The sequence below is a fragment of the Holdemania sp. genome, from assembly GCF_986127675.1.
The window spans coordinates 1-16,655 of sequence record NZ_CFQZWI010000068.1 but is presented as its reverse complement, the minus strand read 5'-3'; the positions used below and the strand labels follow the sequence as shown (position 1 = coordinate 16,655).

17 protein-coding genes are annotated in these 16,655 nt (G+C 52.6%); 5 read left to right on the top strand and 12 right to left on the bottom strand.

Annotated elements, in window-relative coordinates; translation table 11 throughout:
- Positions 1 to 46: 46 nt before the first annotated feature.
- The 5 genes from AC5OW4_RS10565 to AC5OW4_RS10545 all read right to left on the bottom strand — a co-directional run bounded on the left by AC5OW4_RS10565 (position 47) and on the right by AC5OW4_RS10545 (position 6,118).
- Positions 47 to 796, bottom strand: a complete 750-nt coding sequence (locus AC5OW4_RS10565; protein ID WP_195548207.1) for a Stp1/IreP family PP2C-type Ser/Thr phosphatase — start codon at positions 794 to 796, stop codon at positions 47 to 49.
- Entirely contained in the window at positions 793 to 1,836 is a 1,044-nt protein-coding gene (rlmN, locus tag AC5OW4_RS10560) for a dual-specificity RNA methyltransferase RlmN (RefSeq protein ID WP_072684187.1), read from the bottom strand. Before rlmN ends, AC5OW4_RS10565 begins: the two co-directional genes overlap by 4 nt.
- 30 nt (positions 1,837 to 1,866) lie before the next feature.
- Positions 1,867 to 3,105: a 16S rRNA (cytosine(967)-C(5))-methyltransferase RsmB gene (rsmB, locus tag AC5OW4_RS10555; protein WP_195548206.1), complete on the bottom strand. Its 1,239-nt coding sequence runs from the start codon at positions 3,103 to 3,105 to the stop codon at positions 1,867 to 1,869.
- Between the two features lie 102 nt (positions 3,106 to 3,207).
- Complete coding sequence (priA, locus tag AC5OW4_RS10550) at positions 3,208 to 5,376, bottom strand: replication restart helicase PriA (RefSeq protein ID WP_195548205.1); 2,169 nt, start codon at positions 5,374 to 5,376, stop codon at positions 3,208 to 3,210.
- Positions 5,377 to 5,494: 118 nt separating this feature from the next.
- Positions 5,495 to 6,118: a recombinase family protein gene (locus tag AC5OW4_RS10545; protein WP_072684184.1), complete on the bottom strand. Its 624-nt coding sequence runs from the start codon at positions 6,116 to 6,118 to the stop codon at positions 5,495 to 5,497.
- Between the two features lie 251 nt (positions 6,119 to 6,369).
- Between AC5OW4_RS10545 and AC5OW4_RS10540 the strand changes: the two genes are divergently transcribed.
- Positions 6,370 to 6,597 (top strand): hypothetical protein, encoded by a 228-nt coding sequence (locus AC5OW4_RS10540; protein ID WP_072684183.1) that lies wholly within the window; start codon positions 6,370 to 6,372, stop codon positions 6,595 to 6,597.
- A gap of 88 nt (positions 6,598 to 6,685) precedes the next feature.
- Here the strand turns inward: AC5OW4_RS10540 and AC5OW4_RS10535 are convergent, their stop codons facing one another.
- The 6 genes from AC5OW4_RS10535 to sufC are packed head-to-tail and all read right to left on the bottom strand — an operon-like array spanning position 6,686 to position 11,976.
- Positions 6,686 to 7,240: a 5-formyltetrahydrofolate cyclo-ligase gene (locus AC5OW4_RS10535; protein ID WP_072684182.1), complete on the bottom strand. Its 555-nt coding sequence runs from the start codon at positions 7,238 to 7,240 to the stop codon at positions 6,686 to 6,688.
- A complete protein-coding gene (sufB, locus tag AC5OW4_RS10530) occupies positions 7,233 to 8,642 on the bottom strand; it encodes a Fe-S cluster assembly protein SufB (protein ID WP_139248594.1) in 1,410 nt (469 codons plus the stop codon). The genes AC5OW4_RS10535 and sufB overlap by 8 nt, the downstream gene beginning before the upstream one ends.
- A complete protein-coding gene (gene sufU, locus AC5OW4_RS10525) occupies positions 8,639 to 9,088 on the bottom strand; it encodes a Fe-S cluster assembly sulfur transfer protein SufU (protein WP_072684180.1) in 450 nt (149 codons plus the stop codon). Before sufU ends, sufB begins: the two co-directional genes overlap by 4 nt.
- 17 nt (positions 9,089 to 9,105) lie before the next feature.
- A complete protein-coding gene (locus tag AC5OW4_RS10520) occupies positions 9,106 to 10,338 on the bottom strand; it encodes an aminotransferase class V-fold PLP-dependent enzyme (RefSeq protein ID WP_195548204.1) in 1,233 nt (410 codons plus the stop codon).
- Entirely contained in the window at positions 10,317 to 11,156 is an 840-nt protein-coding gene (locus AC5OW4_RS10515) for a SufB/SufD family protein (protein ID WP_072684178.1), read from the bottom strand. The genes AC5OW4_RS10520 and AC5OW4_RS10515 overlap by 22 nt, the downstream gene beginning before the upstream one ends.
- Positions 11,149 to 11,976 carry a Fe-S cluster assembly ATPase SufC gene (gene sufC, locus AC5OW4_RS10510; protein ID WP_039864287.1) on the bottom strand — a complete coding sequence of 276 codons (828 nt, stop codon included), beginning with the start codon at positions 11,974 to 11,976 and terminating at the stop codon, positions 11,149 to 11,151. The genes AC5OW4_RS10515 and sufC overlap by 8 nt, the downstream gene beginning before the upstream one ends.
- A 269-nt stretch (positions 11,977 to 12,245) precedes the next feature.
- Between sufC and AC5OW4_RS10505 the strand changes: the two genes are divergently transcribed.
- The 4 genes from AC5OW4_RS10505 to AC5OW4_RS10490 all read left to right on the top strand — a co-directional run bounded on the left by AC5OW4_RS10505 (position 12,246) and on the right by AC5OW4_RS10490 (position 15,924).
- A complete protein-coding gene (locus AC5OW4_RS10505; RefSeq protein WP_072684177.1) occupies positions 12,246 to 13,343 on the top strand; it encodes a peptidylprolyl isomerase in 1,098 nt (365 codons plus the stop codon).
- Positions 13,343 to 14,206, top strand: a complete 864-nt coding sequence (locus tag AC5OW4_RS10500; protein ID WP_072684176.1) for a peptidylprolyl isomerase PrsA family protein — start codon at positions 13,343 to 13,345, stop codon at positions 14,204 to 14,206. The genes AC5OW4_RS10505 and AC5OW4_RS10500 overlap by 1 nt, the downstream gene beginning before the upstream one ends.
- 205 nt (positions 14,207 to 14,411) lie before the next feature.
- Positions 14,412 to 15,518, top strand: coding sequence for a DUF362 domain-containing protein (locus AC5OW4_RS10495; protein WP_072684175.1), 1,107 nt, complete (start codon positions 14,412 to 14,414; stop codon positions 15,516 to 15,518).
- A 13-nt stretch (positions 15,519 to 15,531) separates the two neighbouring features.
- Positions 15,532 to 15,924 carry an HIT family protein gene (locus AC5OW4_RS10490; RefSeq protein ID WP_072684174.1) on the top strand — a complete coding sequence of 131 codons (393 nt, stop codon included), beginning with the start codon at positions 15,532 to 15,534 and terminating at the stop codon, positions 15,922 to 15,924.
- Positions 15,925 to 16,073: 149 nt separating this feature from the next.
- Here AC5OW4_RS10490 and AC5OW4_RS10485 read toward each other — a convergent pair.
- Positions 16,074 to 16,655, bottom strand: a 582-nt coding sequence (locus tag AC5OW4_RS10485) for a hypothetical protein (protein WP_493676937.1), incomplete at its 5' end; no start/stop codon positions are given.

Sequence of the window (16,655 nt, the reverse complement as noted above, 5' to 3'; positions counted from 1 at the left end):
TGGCCGATGTGCTTGACGACCATGTAGCGCTTGGCAATCATTTTGTTCATCGCTTATCCCCCGCTTCCTTCTGGATCAGGATGATCGTGATGTTGTCGTAGCCGCCCTGCAGCAGCGCCAGATTCATCAGCTGTTTGCTTTTGGCCTGCAGCGTCTGGCGGCTGTCGAGCATGACCTTGGCGATCACACTGTCGGGCACATAGCCGTGTAGTCCGTCGGAGCATAATAAAAACGTATCCGCCAGATCGTCAATCCGCGTCAGATCGATGCGGATGTTGGACCAGATGCCCAGGGCGTTGGTCAACATATTCCGCTTCGGATGATTCATCATTTCTTCCTCGCTCAGCTCTCCATGGTTGACCATGTCCTGAACCAGCGTGTGATCCTGCGTCAGGCAGCGGAAGCTGCCATCCTGAAACGAAGCATAGGCACGGCTGTCGCCGACGTTGATCACGTAGCTGCCCTGCGGGATCAGCAGCACCCCGACCAGAGTCGTGCCCATTCCCTGATATTCCCGGCGGGTTGTCGAAAGCGTGAACACGGTGTCGTTGGCCTTGCGGATCTGATAGCGCAGCCAGGTCAGAGCTTCCTCCTCATCCTTAAAGCCTTTGTTCGCGCTGAACACCTCGCTGAAATACTGGATCGCGGTCTGTGACGCCACGTCGCCGGAATTGCCCCCGCCGATGCCGTCGCAGACCAAAGCGAAAACATCGCCTACCTCATTGGAGGCGATGACATAGCTGTCCTGATTGTTTGCGCGGACCAAGCCGGTATCGGTAGCGCCGAAGCACTTCATTGCCCGCGCATCCTTTCATGCTTGGCGCGCAGCTGCCCGCACGCGGCGTCGATGTCGTTGCCGTGCTCCTGGCGCAGCGTCGCTTTCACGCCCTGCTTCATCAGCACGTCGTAAAAGCGCATCGCGGATTTGTAATCCGTACTCTTATAGCCGTTTTCATCGACTTGATTGTAGGGAATCAGATTGACGTAAGCGTTCATGCCGCGGATCAGGGAAGCCAGCTTCACCGCCATCTCGTTGGTGTCGTTGACGCCTTGAAGCAGAATGTATTCAAACGTCAGGCGGCGGTTGTTCTCCACCGAATAGCGCCGCAGACAAGCCATGAGCGGCCCTAACGGATAAGCCTTGTTGACCGGCATGATCCGGCTGCGCAGCTCATCGGTCGGGGCGTGCAGCGAGATCGCCAGGTTGTACTGCTTATGCTCGGCCGCAAACCGATCGATGCTCGGAATCAGCCCGCTGGTCGAAATCGTGATGTGGCGGGCGCCGATCGCCAGCCCCTTGTCATGGTTGATCGTGTTGCAGAAATTCAGCACGTTGTCATAATTGTCAAACGGTTCGCCCGTGCCCATGACGACGACGTGCGAAATCCGGTCTTCTTCCTTGTCCAGCTCCAGCTGCACGGTCATGACCTGTGCGACCATTTCACCGCTGGTCAGATCCCGCTGTTTTTTCAGCAGACCGCTGGCGCAGAACGTGCAGCCCATGTTGCAGCCGATCTGCGAGGTTACGCATAAGGAGCGGCCGTAATTGTAGGTCATCAAGACGCACTCGACCAACGCCCCGTCGCCCAGCTCAAACAAAAACTTGATCGTGCCGTCGCGCGACACCTGCTTTTCAACAAGCTGGATCGGATTGATGCAGAACTGTTCCTTCAGCGCTGCGATCATCTCCTTGCTTAAATCGGTCATCTGATCGAAGGACGTCGCATGCTTGCGGTACAGCCATTGAAAAATCTGATCGGCCCGGTATTTTTTCCATCCCAGGCTGAGGACGAGTTCCTCAAGTCCGGAATAACTGTAATCATAAATTGTTTTCATTCTATCACCGTCCTTTATTCTATCATATTTTTAACCGCGGCGGGTCATTTTCGCGATATAAAAGCCATCCTGCGCGCCTTCATCCGGGAAGATCGTTTGTTCCGCCAGCAGCTTAAATTCCGGATGCTGAAGCAAAAACGCGGCGACCTGCTTGTCGTTTTCCTTGCGGTTGAGCGTACAGGTGCTGTAAACCAGCGTCCCGCCCGGTTTGCACAGCGGCGCGCAATGAGCCAGGATCGCAGCCTGCAGTGCGACGATCTCGTCCAGCGAGGCGGGCGTCAGCCGCAGCAGAATTTCCGGCTTATGCCGCAATACGCCCAATCCGCTGCACGGCACGTCCAGCAGCACGCGGTCAAACTGCCGCCCGGTCAGCTGCTGGTCCGCCTGCGCGGCATCGAGCGTCCGGGTCTGAATGATCGTCGCACCGCAGCGCTGCGCCGCTTCCTCGACTAACGCCAGCCGATGGGCATGCAGATCGCAGGCCAGAATTGTGCCTTCGTTGTTCATCATCGCCGCCAGCTGCGTCGTCTTGGTGCCCGGCGCGCTGCAGGCGTCAAAAACCGTGTCGTGCGGTTTGGGATCGAGCATCAGCGCGACTTGTTGGCTGGAACGGTCCTGAATGACGATTTTTCCTTCCTTCAGCCAGGGATCGCTGACCGGATTGCCCGCGGTGCGGATCGTCCAGCCGTTGGGCTCCAGCGCCCAGTCCGGCCGCTGCGCCAGCGCTTCCCGGCTTAATTTCAGCGGATTGATCCGCACGCTGACCGCCGCTTCTTCCAAGTCTGCCAGCGCGATCCGGCGCATTTTTTCTTCGCCATAGTGGGCCTTCCACAGCTGCAGCAGCCACTGCGGATGACTGGTCACTAACGCCAAATCCGCGATGGATTCCGGCTTAGGCAGCGGTTTGGGTCCGCGCCGCAGCAGCTGGCGCAAAACGGCGTTGACCAGACCTTTTTTGCTTCGCGGACACAGCTCGACCGCGTCGTTGACGATGGCGTACTCAGCGCCTTTATCGAGATAAAAAAGCTGGTACACGCTCATGTCGAGCAAGACCGCGACGCTGGGTTCGGGCACGTTGCGCACTAAATCCCGCCATTGCCAGCGCAGCGGTTCACGATGGCGCAGCACGCCGTAGATCACGGCGGTCACCCAGCGTTTTTCTTCCTCACTGAGCGTCTGGCCGTGCTGGCGCAGCCACAGATTGGCATACTGGCCTTCGTTGAGGATCGCGTTCAGCCCCTGCCACGCTCTTTTTCTTGTTGTGTTCATCAGCCTGCTCCTTTGCTTGTTTATGCTTGATCTTCCTGCGAAACCGCCGGCTGAGACAGAGCGGGCGGTTCTCTAAAGAGGAAACGGAATGAATGAAATCCGCTACTCGAGAATCAGCGGATTGACGTCGATGCTTAAATGGGCCTGAGAGCGCTGCCTGCGGTATTCCTGGAGAACCTGCGCCAGCGCGGTCTTCATCTGATCCAGATCCTTGCCTTTCAGCACCAGACGGCTGCGGTAGCGATCCTGCAGCTTAAACAGATCGCTCGGCCCCAGCACCTTAAACAGACTGGATTGCCGCAGCGCCTGCGCCACGACCTGCGCCGATTGCTTCGGACGGTCCGGCCGGATGTCGGAAAAGGTCAGCGCGATCAGGTAGGTATACGGCGGATAGCCGCCTAAATGCCGGTACTGCATCTCCTGATAGAAAAAGCTTTGATAATCCTGCCGGCTGCCGGCGACAACCGCGAAATGGTTCGGGTCAAACGCCTGGATGACAACCTCCCCGGGCGTCTGGGAACGGCCGCTGCGCCCGGCCGCCTGCATGATCAAATCGAACGTCATCTCCACGCTGCGAAAGTCCGGCCGGGCCGTACCGGCGTCGGCGTTAAGGATACCGACCAGCGTGACCTGCGGAAAGTCCAGACCCTTGGCGATCATCTGCGTGCCGACCAGGATATCCGCTTCATGCCGGCCGAATTGTTCAAGCAGCTTCTGATGCGCTTCCTTGCGCGATGTCGTATCGGCGTCCATGCGCAGCACACGGGCCTGCGGAAACAGCCGCGTGACTTCTTCCTCCAGCTTCTGCGTGCCGTAGCCCGGCGCCGCAAACGTCCGCGATCCGCATTTCGGACAGACCGTAACCAGCGGGAACTCCGAGCCGCACAGATGACACTTCATCTTCTGAATTGATTTATGATAGGAAAGGGCCACGTCGCAATGCGGGCACTGCAGGGTTTCGCCGCACTGGCCGCATTTGATCAGCGGACTGTATCCACGCCGGTTCAATAACAGGATCGCCTGCTCGCCACGCTTGATCCGGTCCGCAATTTTCTGGCGCAGCACGTCGCTCAGGATTCCCGACTGCGCGCGGTTCTGGTTCTTCATATTGACCACTGTGCAGACTGGCAGCTGACGGTTGACCCGTTCTTTCAGCTCAGCCAGACCGTACACCCCTTTTAGCGCCCGGGCGTAGGATTCCAGCGACGGCGTCGCGCTGCCCAGGATCACCTTGCATCCGAAATGACGTGCGCGGTGAATGGCGATATCGCGGCAATGGTACTGCGGCAGGGAATCCTGCTTATAGCTGGAATCGTGCTCCTCGTCCAAAATGATCAGGCCGAGATGGTCAAATGGCATAAACACCGCCGAGCGGGTACCGACGACAATCGAAGCCTGCTTTTCAAATACCCGGCAGTATTGTTCGTATTTCTGTTGATTGTTCAGCGCGGAGTGATAAATCGCCACATCGTTCTGGAAACGGCCTTTGACGCGCGCTACCATCTGCGGGGTCAGCGAGATTTCCGGCACTAGAATTAACACCTGTTTGCCCGCGTCGAGCACCTGACGAGCCAGATGCAGATAGACCTCCGTCTTTCCGCTGCCAGTCACCCCATGAAGCAGGATCACGTCTTGAATGCTCGTTTGAATTTCCTGCACGACCCGCTTCTGATCCGCGTTCAGCGGCAGAAAGGCTTCCGCCTGACCGGCCTGTTCTTCCCGCGCTTTTACCGTCCGGCTGTCCAGCCGGACGCAGCCCAGCTTTTCCAGCGTGCGGGTGATCGCCGGCGACTGTTTGCGCCATTGCGCCAAAACTGTCGGGCCTTCCGTCCGCAGCCAGCCCAGCACTTCCTTCTGCCGGGGCGTTAAGAGCGGATGCTCACCCACGTACACGGCAATCTGTTCCATTTTAATTTTCTGATTCGAGCTTTTCGGCTTGAGCTTGCTCGGCAGCATCGCCTGAAAACAGGAAATCACCGGGGAAAGCGTATCCTCCGCCATCCATTTAGCCAGCTCAAACAATTCCGGCGTGATCAGCGCGTTCTCATCGAGCACGGACAAAAGCGGTTTCAAAGGACGCCCGTTGACCTGAGTCTCCGGCTGACCGTCGTCCACCTCCGTCACCGCATCGACAAACCCGACGTTCTGACGGCCGTTGAAATCAACAGTCACCCGCTTGCCCTTTTCTGCCGGCAGCTGCAGCGCGTCATAAGAAAACACCTGATCGAGCTGTAAAACCGGATGTTCAATCCAAACTTTCGCGATCCGCATGCGCTCTCACCTCCGAATTCTGTCCTTTATCATATCATAATTTAAGCGCCGCGAAAACGGAAGTTCGGAAAAAGCCGGCAGAGTTTGGCGGACAATAAAAAGAATCCAGCGCGCCGGTTTAACGGCTGGCATTCGTTTCCCGCTGGCGAAGTTTCCGGCAGGTGCGGTAGAATTTCTGATACGACATTCCGCTTTGGGCAATCAGCTCCTTGGATGGCCGGCTTTTCTGCCGCCATTGTTGATACAGCGGCATGAACTCCGGCGGCACCGCCAGCTGCGGACGGCCCAGATGCACGCCCTTTTCCTTGGCGATCCGGATGCCCTCGGCCTGGCGCTGGCGAATCATCTTGCGCTCGTTCTCCGCGACAAACGAAAGCAGCTCCAGCACAAGATTGCAGATGAGCGTGCCGACCAGATCCTGATCGACGCTGGTGTCCAGAATCGGCATATCCAGAATTTTGATATGGACTTTACGGGTACGCGTAATCCATTTCCATTCCTCCAGAATTTCTTCATAATTGCGGCCTAACCGGTCCAGGCTTTGAACGACGATCAGATCGCCCGGCTTGACCTTGCGGCGCGTCAGCTTCTGATAACCGGGACGGTTAAAATCCTTTCCGCTGAGCTTATCCATATATATCCGCCGTGGCGCGACGCCATAGGCGATCAGCTCCTTCCTCTGACGCTCGATATTCTGATCCTTTGATGAAACGCGGATATATCCGTAAACGGTCTGTGACATAACTTCCTCCTCCATGCATTCATTACATCATAGACACAGAAAAAAGGGAGATGGTAAACTTTTTCTCCCTTTGATCAACCGCTTTGTTTTAAAAAGGTGTACCTTTCTGACACATTGGAAACAAGCTGTAAAAATTACCAAAATAGGTTTTGACAGGAAACGTTCTACCTATTAAAATAAAGAATAGAGTGATTTGCTGGGTGTTTTATTAAAGTACACTTTACTGAAACGATAAAGGAGTGAGAAGGATTATGGCACTAATTGATCAGATCGCAGACCAGTGCGGTTTATTCATTTCTGATTTAAAGGCGCAGGATAATTACTCCGTTATTGCCGAGGTCCTGACGCAGATTGACCCGGATTCTTTCCCGGTTACGGACTGGAATCATTTTATAACGTATTTATTTGAAAAGGATGTTGCGTTCACTACCGCCAAGCAGGCCCGGCAGACATGCCTGGAACAATTAGATCAGAAATGAGAAGCGAAAGCTTCTTTTTTTATCAAATCAAAAACCGGAGCGTTCACCCCGGTTTTCATCGTTGTTTCTCATTTTAAGAGATCTTTGTTTACAAGGAGCCCTGCTCCGTGATGATCATATCCAGCGGAACATCGAAAGCCTCCGGCTCAAAATCAGCCACGCGCTGCATTGTGTAGGCCAGTCCGACCTTCAAGCCGGGAAAGGTATCTAGCACCGAGTCATAATACCCTTTGCCGTAACCGATCCGGTTCTTGCGCCAATCGAATCCGACGACCGGGACGATCATCAGCTCCAGCTCGGACAACGCCGCTTTGCGGGACGGCTGCGCCACCGGTTCCAACAGCTCGAAGCGGGAAGGAATGCAATCCTCCAACCCTTCGATCCAATAGAAATCCAGCGTGTTCCGCCCTTCGCGCACGACGCACTTGGGAACGGCGATCTGTTTGCCCTGATCGAGCAGATGCTGCAGGATCCGGCGGGTATCCGCTTCATCATTGATCGAAATATACATTCCGATCTTCTGATACGGTTCCTGCACCTTCATGAGCTGCGACCGGATATTTTCATCAAACTGCGCTTTGAGCAGCGGCGGCAGCTCGTGCCGCTTCATCTGCGCCAGCTTCCGCAGTGCTTTTTTATCCAACGCTGCCCTCCATATCCAGCTTCAGCAGCTGGTTCAGCTCGACCGCGTATTCCATCGGCAGCTCGCGGGTAAACGGTTCCAGAAAGCCCATGATGATCATTTCTGTCGCCTGCGATTTCGTCAGTCCGCGCGACATCAGATAAAACAGCTGTTCCTCGGAAATCTTCGAGACTGTCGCTTCATGCTCGATCGTCGAAGTCCGCGAAGACGACACGTTTGTCGGAATCGTGTCGCTGCGGGACTGCTCGTCCAGGATCAGCGTATCGCATTCCACCTTCGAACGGGCGTATTCCGCTTTCGGCCCATGCTGGACCAGACCGCGGTAATTGACCTCGCCGCCCAGCCGGGAAACCGACTTGGAGATAATCGTACTGGAAGTATGCGGCGCCAGATGAATCATCTTGGCTCCGGCGTCCTGGACCTGATGACGGGATGCCACGGCGATCGAAATGCACATGCCGCGGGCATATTCGCCGACTAACAGACAGGCCGGATATTTCATATTCGTCTGCGACCCGATGTTGCCGTCGATCCACTCCATCGCCCCGTGCGCATCGACCTTGGCGCGCTTGGTGACGAGGTTGATGATGTTGTCCGACCAGTTTTGAACAGTCGAATACCGGCACTTGCCGCCTTCCTTGATGATGATCTCGACCACCGCGGCATGCAGCGATTCCTTGGAATACGTCGGCGCCGTACAGCCTTCGACGTAATGCACGTCGGCGCCCTCATCGACGATGATCAGCGTCCGTTCAAACTGACCCATCTGTTCCGAATTGATGCGGAAATAGGACTGCAGCGGTTTTTCCAGCTTTACCCCTTTCGGGACATAGATGAACGAACCACCCGACCACACGGCGCTGTTGAGCGCAGCGAACTTGTTGTCGGTATACGGTACAACCGTCGCGAAGTATTCCTTCACCAGTTCCGGAACCTGCTGCAGAGCGGAGTCGGTATCCAGGAAAATGACGCCCTTCTCCTCGACTTCCTTCAGCATGTTGTGATAAACCGTTTCCGATTCATACTGGGTGTTGACGCCGGCTAAGAACTTCTGTTCCGCCTCCGGGATGCCCAGCCGGTCAAAGGTGTCCTTGATCGTCTCCGGTACCTCTTCCCAATCCGTTTCCTTCTTGTTGCTCGGACGGATATAGTAGGTGTAATCGTCAAAATTCAACGTGCTTAAGTCAGGACCCCAATCCTGGATCGGCATCTTGACGAACGCGTCATAGGCTTTCAGACGGAAATCCAGCATCCACTGCGGTTCCTTCTTGATCGTTGAGATCTCGATCACCGTTTCCCGGGTCAGGCCCTTTTTTGTTTTGAAGACGCTGACGTCCTCGTCGTGAAAGCCGTATTGGTAATCGTCCTGCGTCTTCAGGACTGTTTCTTGTTCGCGGCTCATTGATTTTTCTCCCATTCTTCGATCATTTCCTTCATCGCTTTCCAACCGATCGTCGCGCATTTAATCCGGTTGGCCTGCTTGCTGACATTCTTGAAGGCAACCGCCTCCTGCAGCCGTTCCGGATCATATGGCTGTTCCTCGATCATCGCGAAATACTCGTCGATGATCGCCTTGGCTTCGGCAACGCTTTTGTCTTTCAACAGCTCCGTCATGATCGAGGTCGACGACGTTGAGATCGTGCAGGCGACCCCGTCGAAGCGCACGTCTTCGATGCTGCCCGCAGGGTTGATTTTGGATTGAACCGTAATATCGTCGATGCAGGATTCCGAAGCCATATGCACCTGATGGTAGCCCGCGTCGTCCGTCAGCTTATGATTGTGCGGATATTGATAGTGATCCATGATGATCTCGCGCAAGACCATCGGATCCTCCAGCAAACTGGACATAAACTTCCTCCTTTCAATCAGAAGAACAGTCCGACGCAGTTTTCCAGCGTAATTTCACTGCACGCCTGGACAAACCGGTCGACGTCCTCCTTCGTGTTATAGAAATACAAACTGGCACGGATCGTTTCCGAGGTCTTCAGCACATTGAGCAGAATTTTAGCGCAATGATTGCCGGAGCGCACAGCGATCCCCTTGGAATTCAGATATCCGGCCGCATCCTGAGCGAACACATCCTTCACATTGAAGGCGATGATGCCGGTCGGTGAGGTTGGATTATACAGGATCAGGTTATCCAGTTTTTTCAGTTTTTCAATCGCGTAGGCCTTGAGCTCATGCTCGTAGGCTTCAATCTTGTCCATGCCGATGTTTTCGAGATAGCGCACAGCCTGCTGCAGGCCGAGCACCCCTTCGATATTCGGCGTCCCGGCTTCAAATTTATACGGCGCGTCCTTTAACAGGATGTTGCCGCACATGTCAAAGCGGGCGTTGCTGCCGCCCCCGAGCATGAACGGATCGGTTTTCTGCAGCAGCTCAAATTTGCCATACAGCACGCCGATGCCGGTCGGGCCGCACATCTTATGCGCGCTAAACGCCAGGAAATCCACGTCCCAGGCTTTCACATCCGTCGGCGTGTGCGGCACGGACTGCGCCCCGTCGCAGACGACGATCGCTCCGTGTTCATGGGCAATCCGCGTCATTTCCTCGATCGGCGCGACATAGCCCAGCACATTGGTGATATCCGCGACAGCGACGATCTTCACCTGCTCATGCATCGCCTTGCGGAAGTTCTCCAGCGTCAGCCGGCCATCCTCCGTCAGGGGAATGTATTCAAGCTTCGCACCGGTTTCCTCCACGACTTTAAACCACGGCAGGATGTTGGACGCGTGTTCCGCCTCCGTCGACAGAATCACGTCGCCCGGCTTTAAATACTTCCGCCCGTAGCCATACGCCACCAGATTCAGCGACGCGCTGGCCCCGGCCGTAAAGACGATTTCCTTCGGCTCGGCATGGATAAACCGCGCCACGTCTTCGCGGGTTTTCTCATAGGCTTCCGATACCTGATAGGAAATTTCATAATCACCGCGGTGAACGTTGGTCGTCTGCTCGGTGTAATACCGCACGACGGCGTCGATCACACACTGCGGCTTGAACGTCGTCGCGGCGTTGTCCAGATAAACTAGCGGATGCGACTGCATCGTGCGGTTGTGAAACATTGGAAAATCCTGTCTTATTTTGAGGACGTCAAACATACTTCATTCACCTTCGTTTCAATTTCCTGAGCCAGGGCTTCCTGAAGTTTTGGATCGTCGCTGATCCGGGCGATCGGCAGCAGATAGCCGATCGTGACCAGGCGGATCGCTTCGTCTTCGCTCAAGCCGCGGCTCTGTAAATAATACATCTGGTTTTCATCCATTTGTCCGATCGTCGTCGCATGGCTGGCTTCCACATCGTTTTCATCGATCAATAACTTCGGCAGAATCGTCGCGGTCTGCTGGGCGTCAAAGGTCAGTGCGCGGCTGGTCTGATGACTCTTGGCACCGCGGGCGCCCTTTTCGATCTTGCCGGTCGCTTCCATGCGGTAGCGTCCGCCCTGCAGGACAATGCTGTAATTCTCCATGATTCCCGTCGTCTGTCCGGCCTGGTGAATGAGATCGACGACAAACTGCTTCTGAGTCTGTGCGATCACCGCCGACTGAACCAAAGCCTCGGCCCCGCTTTCCTTCAGCAGGGTCTTGGACTGATGATCGACCGTGCCCGGATTCAGCTGCACATACGCCGCTTTGAAGCGGGCGTCACGGTAAATTTCGTTGCTTTCGCGAATCGTGATCGGCGCGCTGCTCTCATTCCAATACAAGAGCGTGAGCTGGCTGGCCGCTTCCGCCCGCACCTGAATCGTCAGAGCTTCGGCTTGACGGATCCGGACGACCAGGGAGCAGGCCGTTTGCGCAGGCGCGGTCAAAGTCAGCGTCAGCGGCGCGGAAGCGTCGATGACAAGCTCGCGCAATGTTTCCTGTAAAACGACGGGGCTGACCGGACTTTCATGCAGGGTCAGCACTGTTTCAGCCATGCTTGCGGCCCCTTGCGCTGGCGGCGCAGCTGCCCAGGGTGAAGGTCAGCTTCACTTCTTCTTTGGCCGGCTGCAGATCCAGCTGTTGATACAGCCAGTCGTAGCCGTCCTGATCAATTTTCTGAACCAGCGTTTCATCGCCTTCCATGACGATCCGGCCGTTGATCAGCACGTGTGCGTGCGTCGGCTTTAATAACTGATAGAATCGTTCGTAATGCGAAACGACGATCATACCCAGCCCCGTTTCCTGCTGCATCTGCGTCACGGCGTCGGCCACGATTTTCAGAGCGTCGACGTCCAATCCGCTGTCAATCTCATCCAGCATCGCCAGCGACGGCTTCAGCATTTTCATCTGCACGATTTCGTTGCGCTTTTTCTCGCCGCCCGAAAAGCCCTCATTGAGGAAACGATGTGCTAAATCCGGCTTCATCTGCAGATCTTTAATCGTCTTTTCCATTTCCTTAATAAAAGAGAACAGGGAAATCGGATTTTCCCGGCGGGCGTTCATTGCCGCACGCAGGAAATCGGAGTTCGTGACGCCCGGCACTTCCTGAGGATACTGCATCGCCAGAAACAAACCAGCGCGGCTGCGCTCGTCGACGCTCATCGCCAAAACGTCGCGTCCGTCGTATTCAATCGTTCCGCTTGTCACAGTATATTTCGGGTGCCCCATAATCGCCGCCAGCAGCGTCGATTTTCCGTTTCCGTTAGGACCCATTAAAGCATGTATTTCATGATCGGCGACCGTCAGATCGATCCCTTTGAGGATCTCCTTGCCTTCGACCTCAACATGAAGATTTTTAATCATCAGCTGACTCATTCTCTCATCCTTTCCGCTCATGATTCGAGTTGTTATCCAGACAAAAAATGTCCAGAATGATTATAGCATATTCTGTTTCAGGATGTGCGGATTATTATCTGTTCAAACGGCTTTACCAAGCACTCTTTCGGCCTTTTTCTTCCAGCGATGATGGAAAAAAGCGGGAAAATGGGGTTGTTCACACAAAATTCAGATAGAAAGCCTGCCGATCAAATTGCAAAGTCCCCTGAAATACCCTATAATAATAAAGTTCATTAGGAGGTACATTCATGTTACAAACACTCAAAAAGTACTGGTTTGTGTGCCTTGTTGGCGTTCTGTTAATCGGAGCCAGCATTTATTTTGCATACGACCAGAACAAAGGAAAGCTCCCAGGAAAATCAGTCGGCGGCGAGGACGTCGTATTCTCGATCGGCGATCAGGATATCACAGCCGGAGAATTCTACGACACGCTGTTTAACGAAATGGGCGTCGCCGGCGTCTATCAGTTCATGGAGAAAGCGGTCGTTGACCCGTCCATTGAAACCACGGAGGAAATGAAGACGCAGGCCCAGTCGTATGCGGATTCGATTACGGCGCAGTATCAGTCGACCTACGGCGATCAGTACAAGGAAATGCTGCTGACAGCGCTCAACGGCGTCGGCTACAGCAAGCTTTCTGATCTGACAGACTACTTCATCCACATCCAGAAGACGCAGCAGATGATCAAGGATTACATCAACGCGCATGCCGACGAATACATCCCGGCGTATGTTGAAGCGAAGAAGCCGCGGATTGTCAGCCATATCTTAATCAAGATGGATGATCCGGCCAACCCGACAGAAGAAGAAACCAACCGTGTCAACGCGGTTAAGGACGCGCTGGCCAGCGGCCGCGACTTCGGCGAAGTGGCGCAGGAGTTGTCAGAAGATTCCGGCTCTGCCGTCCAGAATGGTTCGATCGGCTACATGGACGCCGACAGCCAGTTAGTCTCCCCGTTCCTGGAAACCGCACTGGCGATGAACGAGGGCGAGGTCAGCGAATGGATTCAGACGACCTATGGCTGGCACATCATCAAGTGCGATGTTTCCGACACGGAGACGCTGAAAGGCTATGATGAGTTCTACGACGCCCTGGCGACCTACTACCCGAACCTGCAGCCGAAGGTTGTCTGGGAGAAGGCTCAGGAAATGAACCTGGACTTCAAGGGCAACGACGAACTGCAGAACAAACTGTTGATCTACATGGGCTTAAATGAAAAAGACGAACCGGAAACTCAGCCGGAAACTACGGAAAACACGGAAAATCCTGAAGGTCAGGGCGAAGATCAGAACAACGCCGAAGATCAAAACGGTGAAAACAACGGCGAACAGGGAGGAAACGAATAATGAAGAAGCTTGTTCTTTTAGCCCTCGGGGCCTTATTGTTAGCGGGCTGCAGCGATGCGCGCGCGTCCCTGAAAGATCCGAAGACAGCCGTCTTCTCCGTTGGCAATCAGACGCTGACCAAAGGCGACATGTACAACTTCATGTTGGCGCGGGATGCCGGCTATTTCACGATCAATGAAGCAAAGAAAGTTATTTTTGAAAAAGAAGTTCCAGTAACGGATGAAATGCGCAGCGAAGCGGAAGAAACGCTGAACACGTACAAGACGATGCTGGGCGATTCGTTTGCCAGCTACCTGCAGTCCTATGGCTTTGCGGATGAGGAAGAATACCTGAACAACAGTCTGTTAGTCAGTCTGCAGGCTCAGGAACTGACGAAGGTTTACGTCAACGAAAAGTTCGGCGATCTGGTTTCCCGTTATTCCCCGAAGAAAATCCGGATCATGCAGTTCACTGATGAAGCAACGGCCAACCAGGCCCTGGAACAGGTCAAGAGTGGCGCGAACTTTGAAGAAACGGCGACAAGCTTAGGCTCCAGCGTTTCCGCCGCCGAGACAATCGCAACGACGCAGAGCAGCTATGCGACCAACGTCCTGTCGACGCTGTCGGTGATCACAGATCCAACACTGACCGACGTGATCGCTGATGACAACGGCGCGAACTTCTACATCGTTCAGGTCATCGCGACGGATGCGGAAAGCTTCAAGGATGAAGCGGTCGATACGATCGCCTCGATCAGCGCGCTGTCTTCGGAAGCATCGATCTTCTATTTTGAAAAATACAATTTCACAGTCTATGATAAGACGATCTATGATCAGTTGGAATCCAACTACGCGGATTATCTGATTCAGGCAAAATCGAAGTAAAAAGAGACCTTAAACACGAAAGCCCCAGGAGCTGCAAACGCAAATTCCCAGGGCTTTTTTCTGACTTTGATCGGTGACGAAAAGATAAAAGTTTATCAATCTATGTATTTGAAAAAGGTCTGCGAATATTTTTCCAATCCGCAGGTGATCGCTGGAAATGCATTCCACTTTCCTATATAATAAGGGACATGGAGGGATAATAAATATGGAAAAAGCAAAGGTTTATACAACGAACCTGAGGACCTATGGAACGACCAGCCTGTTGGACAAGCTGGAACGACTGGTGAAACAGGCGGGAATTGAAAAACTGGATTTTCAAGATAAATATGTCGCGATTAAAATTCATTTTGGCGAACCGGGAAACCTGGCTTACCTGCGGCCGAATTACGCACATCGAATCGTAGATCTGATCAAGTCGTTGGGCGGTAAGCCGTTTCTGACTGACTGCAACACCTTGTATGTCGGCGGACGAAAGAACGCTCTGGATCATATTGAATCAGCGTATCAGAACGGCTACAATCCGTTCAGCTGCGGCTGCCACATTCTGATCGCCGATGGTTTGAAAGGAACGGACGAAACTTTAGTGCCGATTCATCAAAAGCATGTCAAAGAAGCCAAGATCGGCCGGGCAATTATGGATGCGGATATCTTCATCACGATGACTCATTTTAAAGGGCATGAATCCACGGGATTCGGCGGGACGTTGAAGAATATCGGGATGGGCTGCGGTTCCCGTGCCGGAAAGATGGAAATGCATAACAGCTCAAAGCCGCAGGTCAATCCTGAACGGTGCCACAGCTGCGGCATGTGCCAGAAGATCTGTGCCCACAGCGCCTTGAACTTCGATGAGAATCACAAGATGCACATTGATCACAGCCGCTGCGTTGGCTGCGGGCGCTGCATCGGCATGTGCAACTTCGATGCGATTGAACCGATGAACGACGAGGCTAACGATATCCTCAACGAGAAGATTGCCGAGTACTCGCTAGCGGTTATTCAGGGTCGGCCACACTTCCATATCAGCTTTGTCATGGACGTCTCACCATGCTGCGATTGTCATGCGGAGAATGATTTGCCGATCGTTCCGGATATCGGGATCTTTGCCTCCTTTGATCCGGTAGCCCTAGATCAGGCTTGTGTTGATGCGGTAAACCAGGCTCCGGTGATTGCGGGCAGCGTCTTGGATGAGCATCAGCATGATCACCACGATCACTTCACCGACACGCATCCGGATACTAACTGGCAGACGTGTCTTGCCCATGGCGAAGAAATTGGTCTGGGCACGCGTGAATACGAATTAATCCATTGTTAAGGAGGAGCTTCCCATGTGTGTATTCTGCAGCATCATCAACCATGAAATTCCATCAAAAGTCGTCTACGAAGATGATCTGGTCTTAGCGATCCTGGACATCTCCCAGGTTACAAAAGGTCATACTCTGGTTATGCCTAAGAAGCATGTCGACAATTTGTTGGAATGTGACGATGAAACAGCCGCTCACCTGATTCAGGTCGTCAAGCACTTAGCGAAACGGATTCAGGAAAAAACAGGAGCTTCGGGGATCAATATCCTGAACAACAACGGCGAGGCCGCAGGCCAGACTGTGAATCATCTGCATTTCCACATCATTCCCCGTTACAGCGAAGACGATGCGTTCGTATGCGAATTCAAAGAATCAAAAAAACAAGATCTGGATGAAGTTTTAGAGTTAGTCAAATAATCAAAACTATACGTTTATCCTATAGTTTGTTCTATCTTAGTTAGGGTTTGAAGCTTTGGAAACTTAAATATTATAGCGAATAAATACAGTCTTCTCAAACTAGCGCCTCGGCGCTTTTTTTATTTAGTTTTAAAGTCGTAGATATTTCCTTATTTATAAATTAAATTAGCAATGTTTAGAACATTTAATATTAATGAAGTTATTGTTATAATTATTTCTAAAATGTAATAATTATATTTTATTTGATCTTTACTAAGTTCTGAAATATAAGTTATACACTCTTGAATTTTGTTTTTATCATTATTAATCTCAGCAATGTTAAGATTCTCCTCTAAGCTTTGTAATTTAACCATTTTCCAATAGAAAACCATTCTATTAATATAAATTTTGGGTAAAATTGTTATTACTATGCATGTAAAAAAGCTAAGAACTACTAATGTAACTGTTAATAATTGAAAATTAATCATTCCAGAAATTTTAGAAACCATATTCGAATTATCACATAACAATGTTGTTATATACAAACAATTATACAGTATAGATACTATTAAAAATGTAAGTGAATTCTCTGAAGAATGACTGACTAATTGCTGAATTTCACTAGAACATGAAGGTAGATAATTATTGTGCTTCAGATCATCTAATTTTAGTGGTTCTATAAATTTTGGTGTTGGTAGAAACCAACGCCTTTTTTTCTTGAGCATAAAAAAAAGAGACATAGGTAAGAATTT

Excerpts from the sequence above, each read along its gene's own strand:
- AC5OW4_RS10565 (WP_195548207.1), bottom strand. The coding sequence starts at position 796 with ATGAAGTGCTTCGGCGCTACCGATACCGGCTTGGTCCGCGCAAACAAT.
- rlmN (WP_072684187.1), bottom strand. The coding sequence starts at position 1,836 with ATGAAAACAATTTATGATTACAGTTATTCCGGACTTGAGGAACTCGTC.
- rsmB (WP_195548206.1), bottom strand. The coding sequence starts at position 3,105 with ATGAACACAACAAGAAAAAGAGCGTGGCAGGGGCTGAACGCGATCCTC.
- priA (WP_195548205.1), bottom strand. The coding sequence starts at position 5,376 with ATGCGGATCGCGAAAGTTTGGATTGAACATCCGGTTTTACAGCTCGAT.
- AC5OW4_RS10545 (WP_072684184.1), bottom strand. The coding sequence starts at position 6,118 with ATGTCACAGACCGTTTACGGATATATCCGCGTTTCATCAAAGGATCAG.
- AC5OW4_RS10540 (WP_072684183.1), top strand. The coding sequence starts at position 6,370 with ATGGCACTAATTGATCAGATCGCAGACCAGTGCGGTTTATTCATTTCT.
- sufB (WP_139248594.1), bottom strand. The coding sequence starts at position 8,642 with ATGAGCCGCGAACAAGAAACAGTCCTGAAGACGCAGGACGATTACCAA.
- sufU (WP_072684180.1), bottom strand. The coding sequence starts at position 9,088 with ATGTCCAGTTTGCTGGAGGATCCGATGGTCTTGCGCGAGATCATCATG.
- AC5OW4_RS10520 (WP_195548204.1), bottom strand. The coding sequence starts at position 10,338 with ATGTTTGACGTCCTCAAAATAAGACAGGATTTTCCAATGTTTCACAAC.
- AC5OW4_RS10515 (WP_072684178.1), bottom strand. The coding sequence starts at position 11,156 with ATGGCTGAAACAGTGCTGACCCTGCATGAAAGTCCGGTCAGCCCCGTC.
- sufC (WP_039864287.1), bottom strand. The coding sequence starts at position 11,976 with ATGAGTCAGCTGATGATTAAAAATCTTCATGTTGAGGTCGAAGGCAAG.
- AC5OW4_RS10505 (WP_072684177.1), top strand. The coding sequence starts at position 12,246 with ATGTTACAAACACTCAAAAAGTACTGGTTTGTGTGCCTTGTTGGCGTT.
- AC5OW4_RS10500 (WP_072684176.1), top strand. The coding sequence starts at position 13,343 with ATGAAGAAGCTTGTTCTTTTAGCCCTCGGGGCCTTATTGTTAGCGGGC.
- AC5OW4_RS10495 (WP_072684175.1), top strand. The coding sequence starts at position 14,412 with ATGGAAAAAGCAAAGGTTTATACAACGAACCTGAGGACCTATGGAACG.
- AC5OW4_RS10490 (WP_072684174.1), top strand. The coding sequence starts at position 15,532 with ATGTGTGTATTCTGCAGCATCATCAACCATGAAATTCCATCAAAAGTC.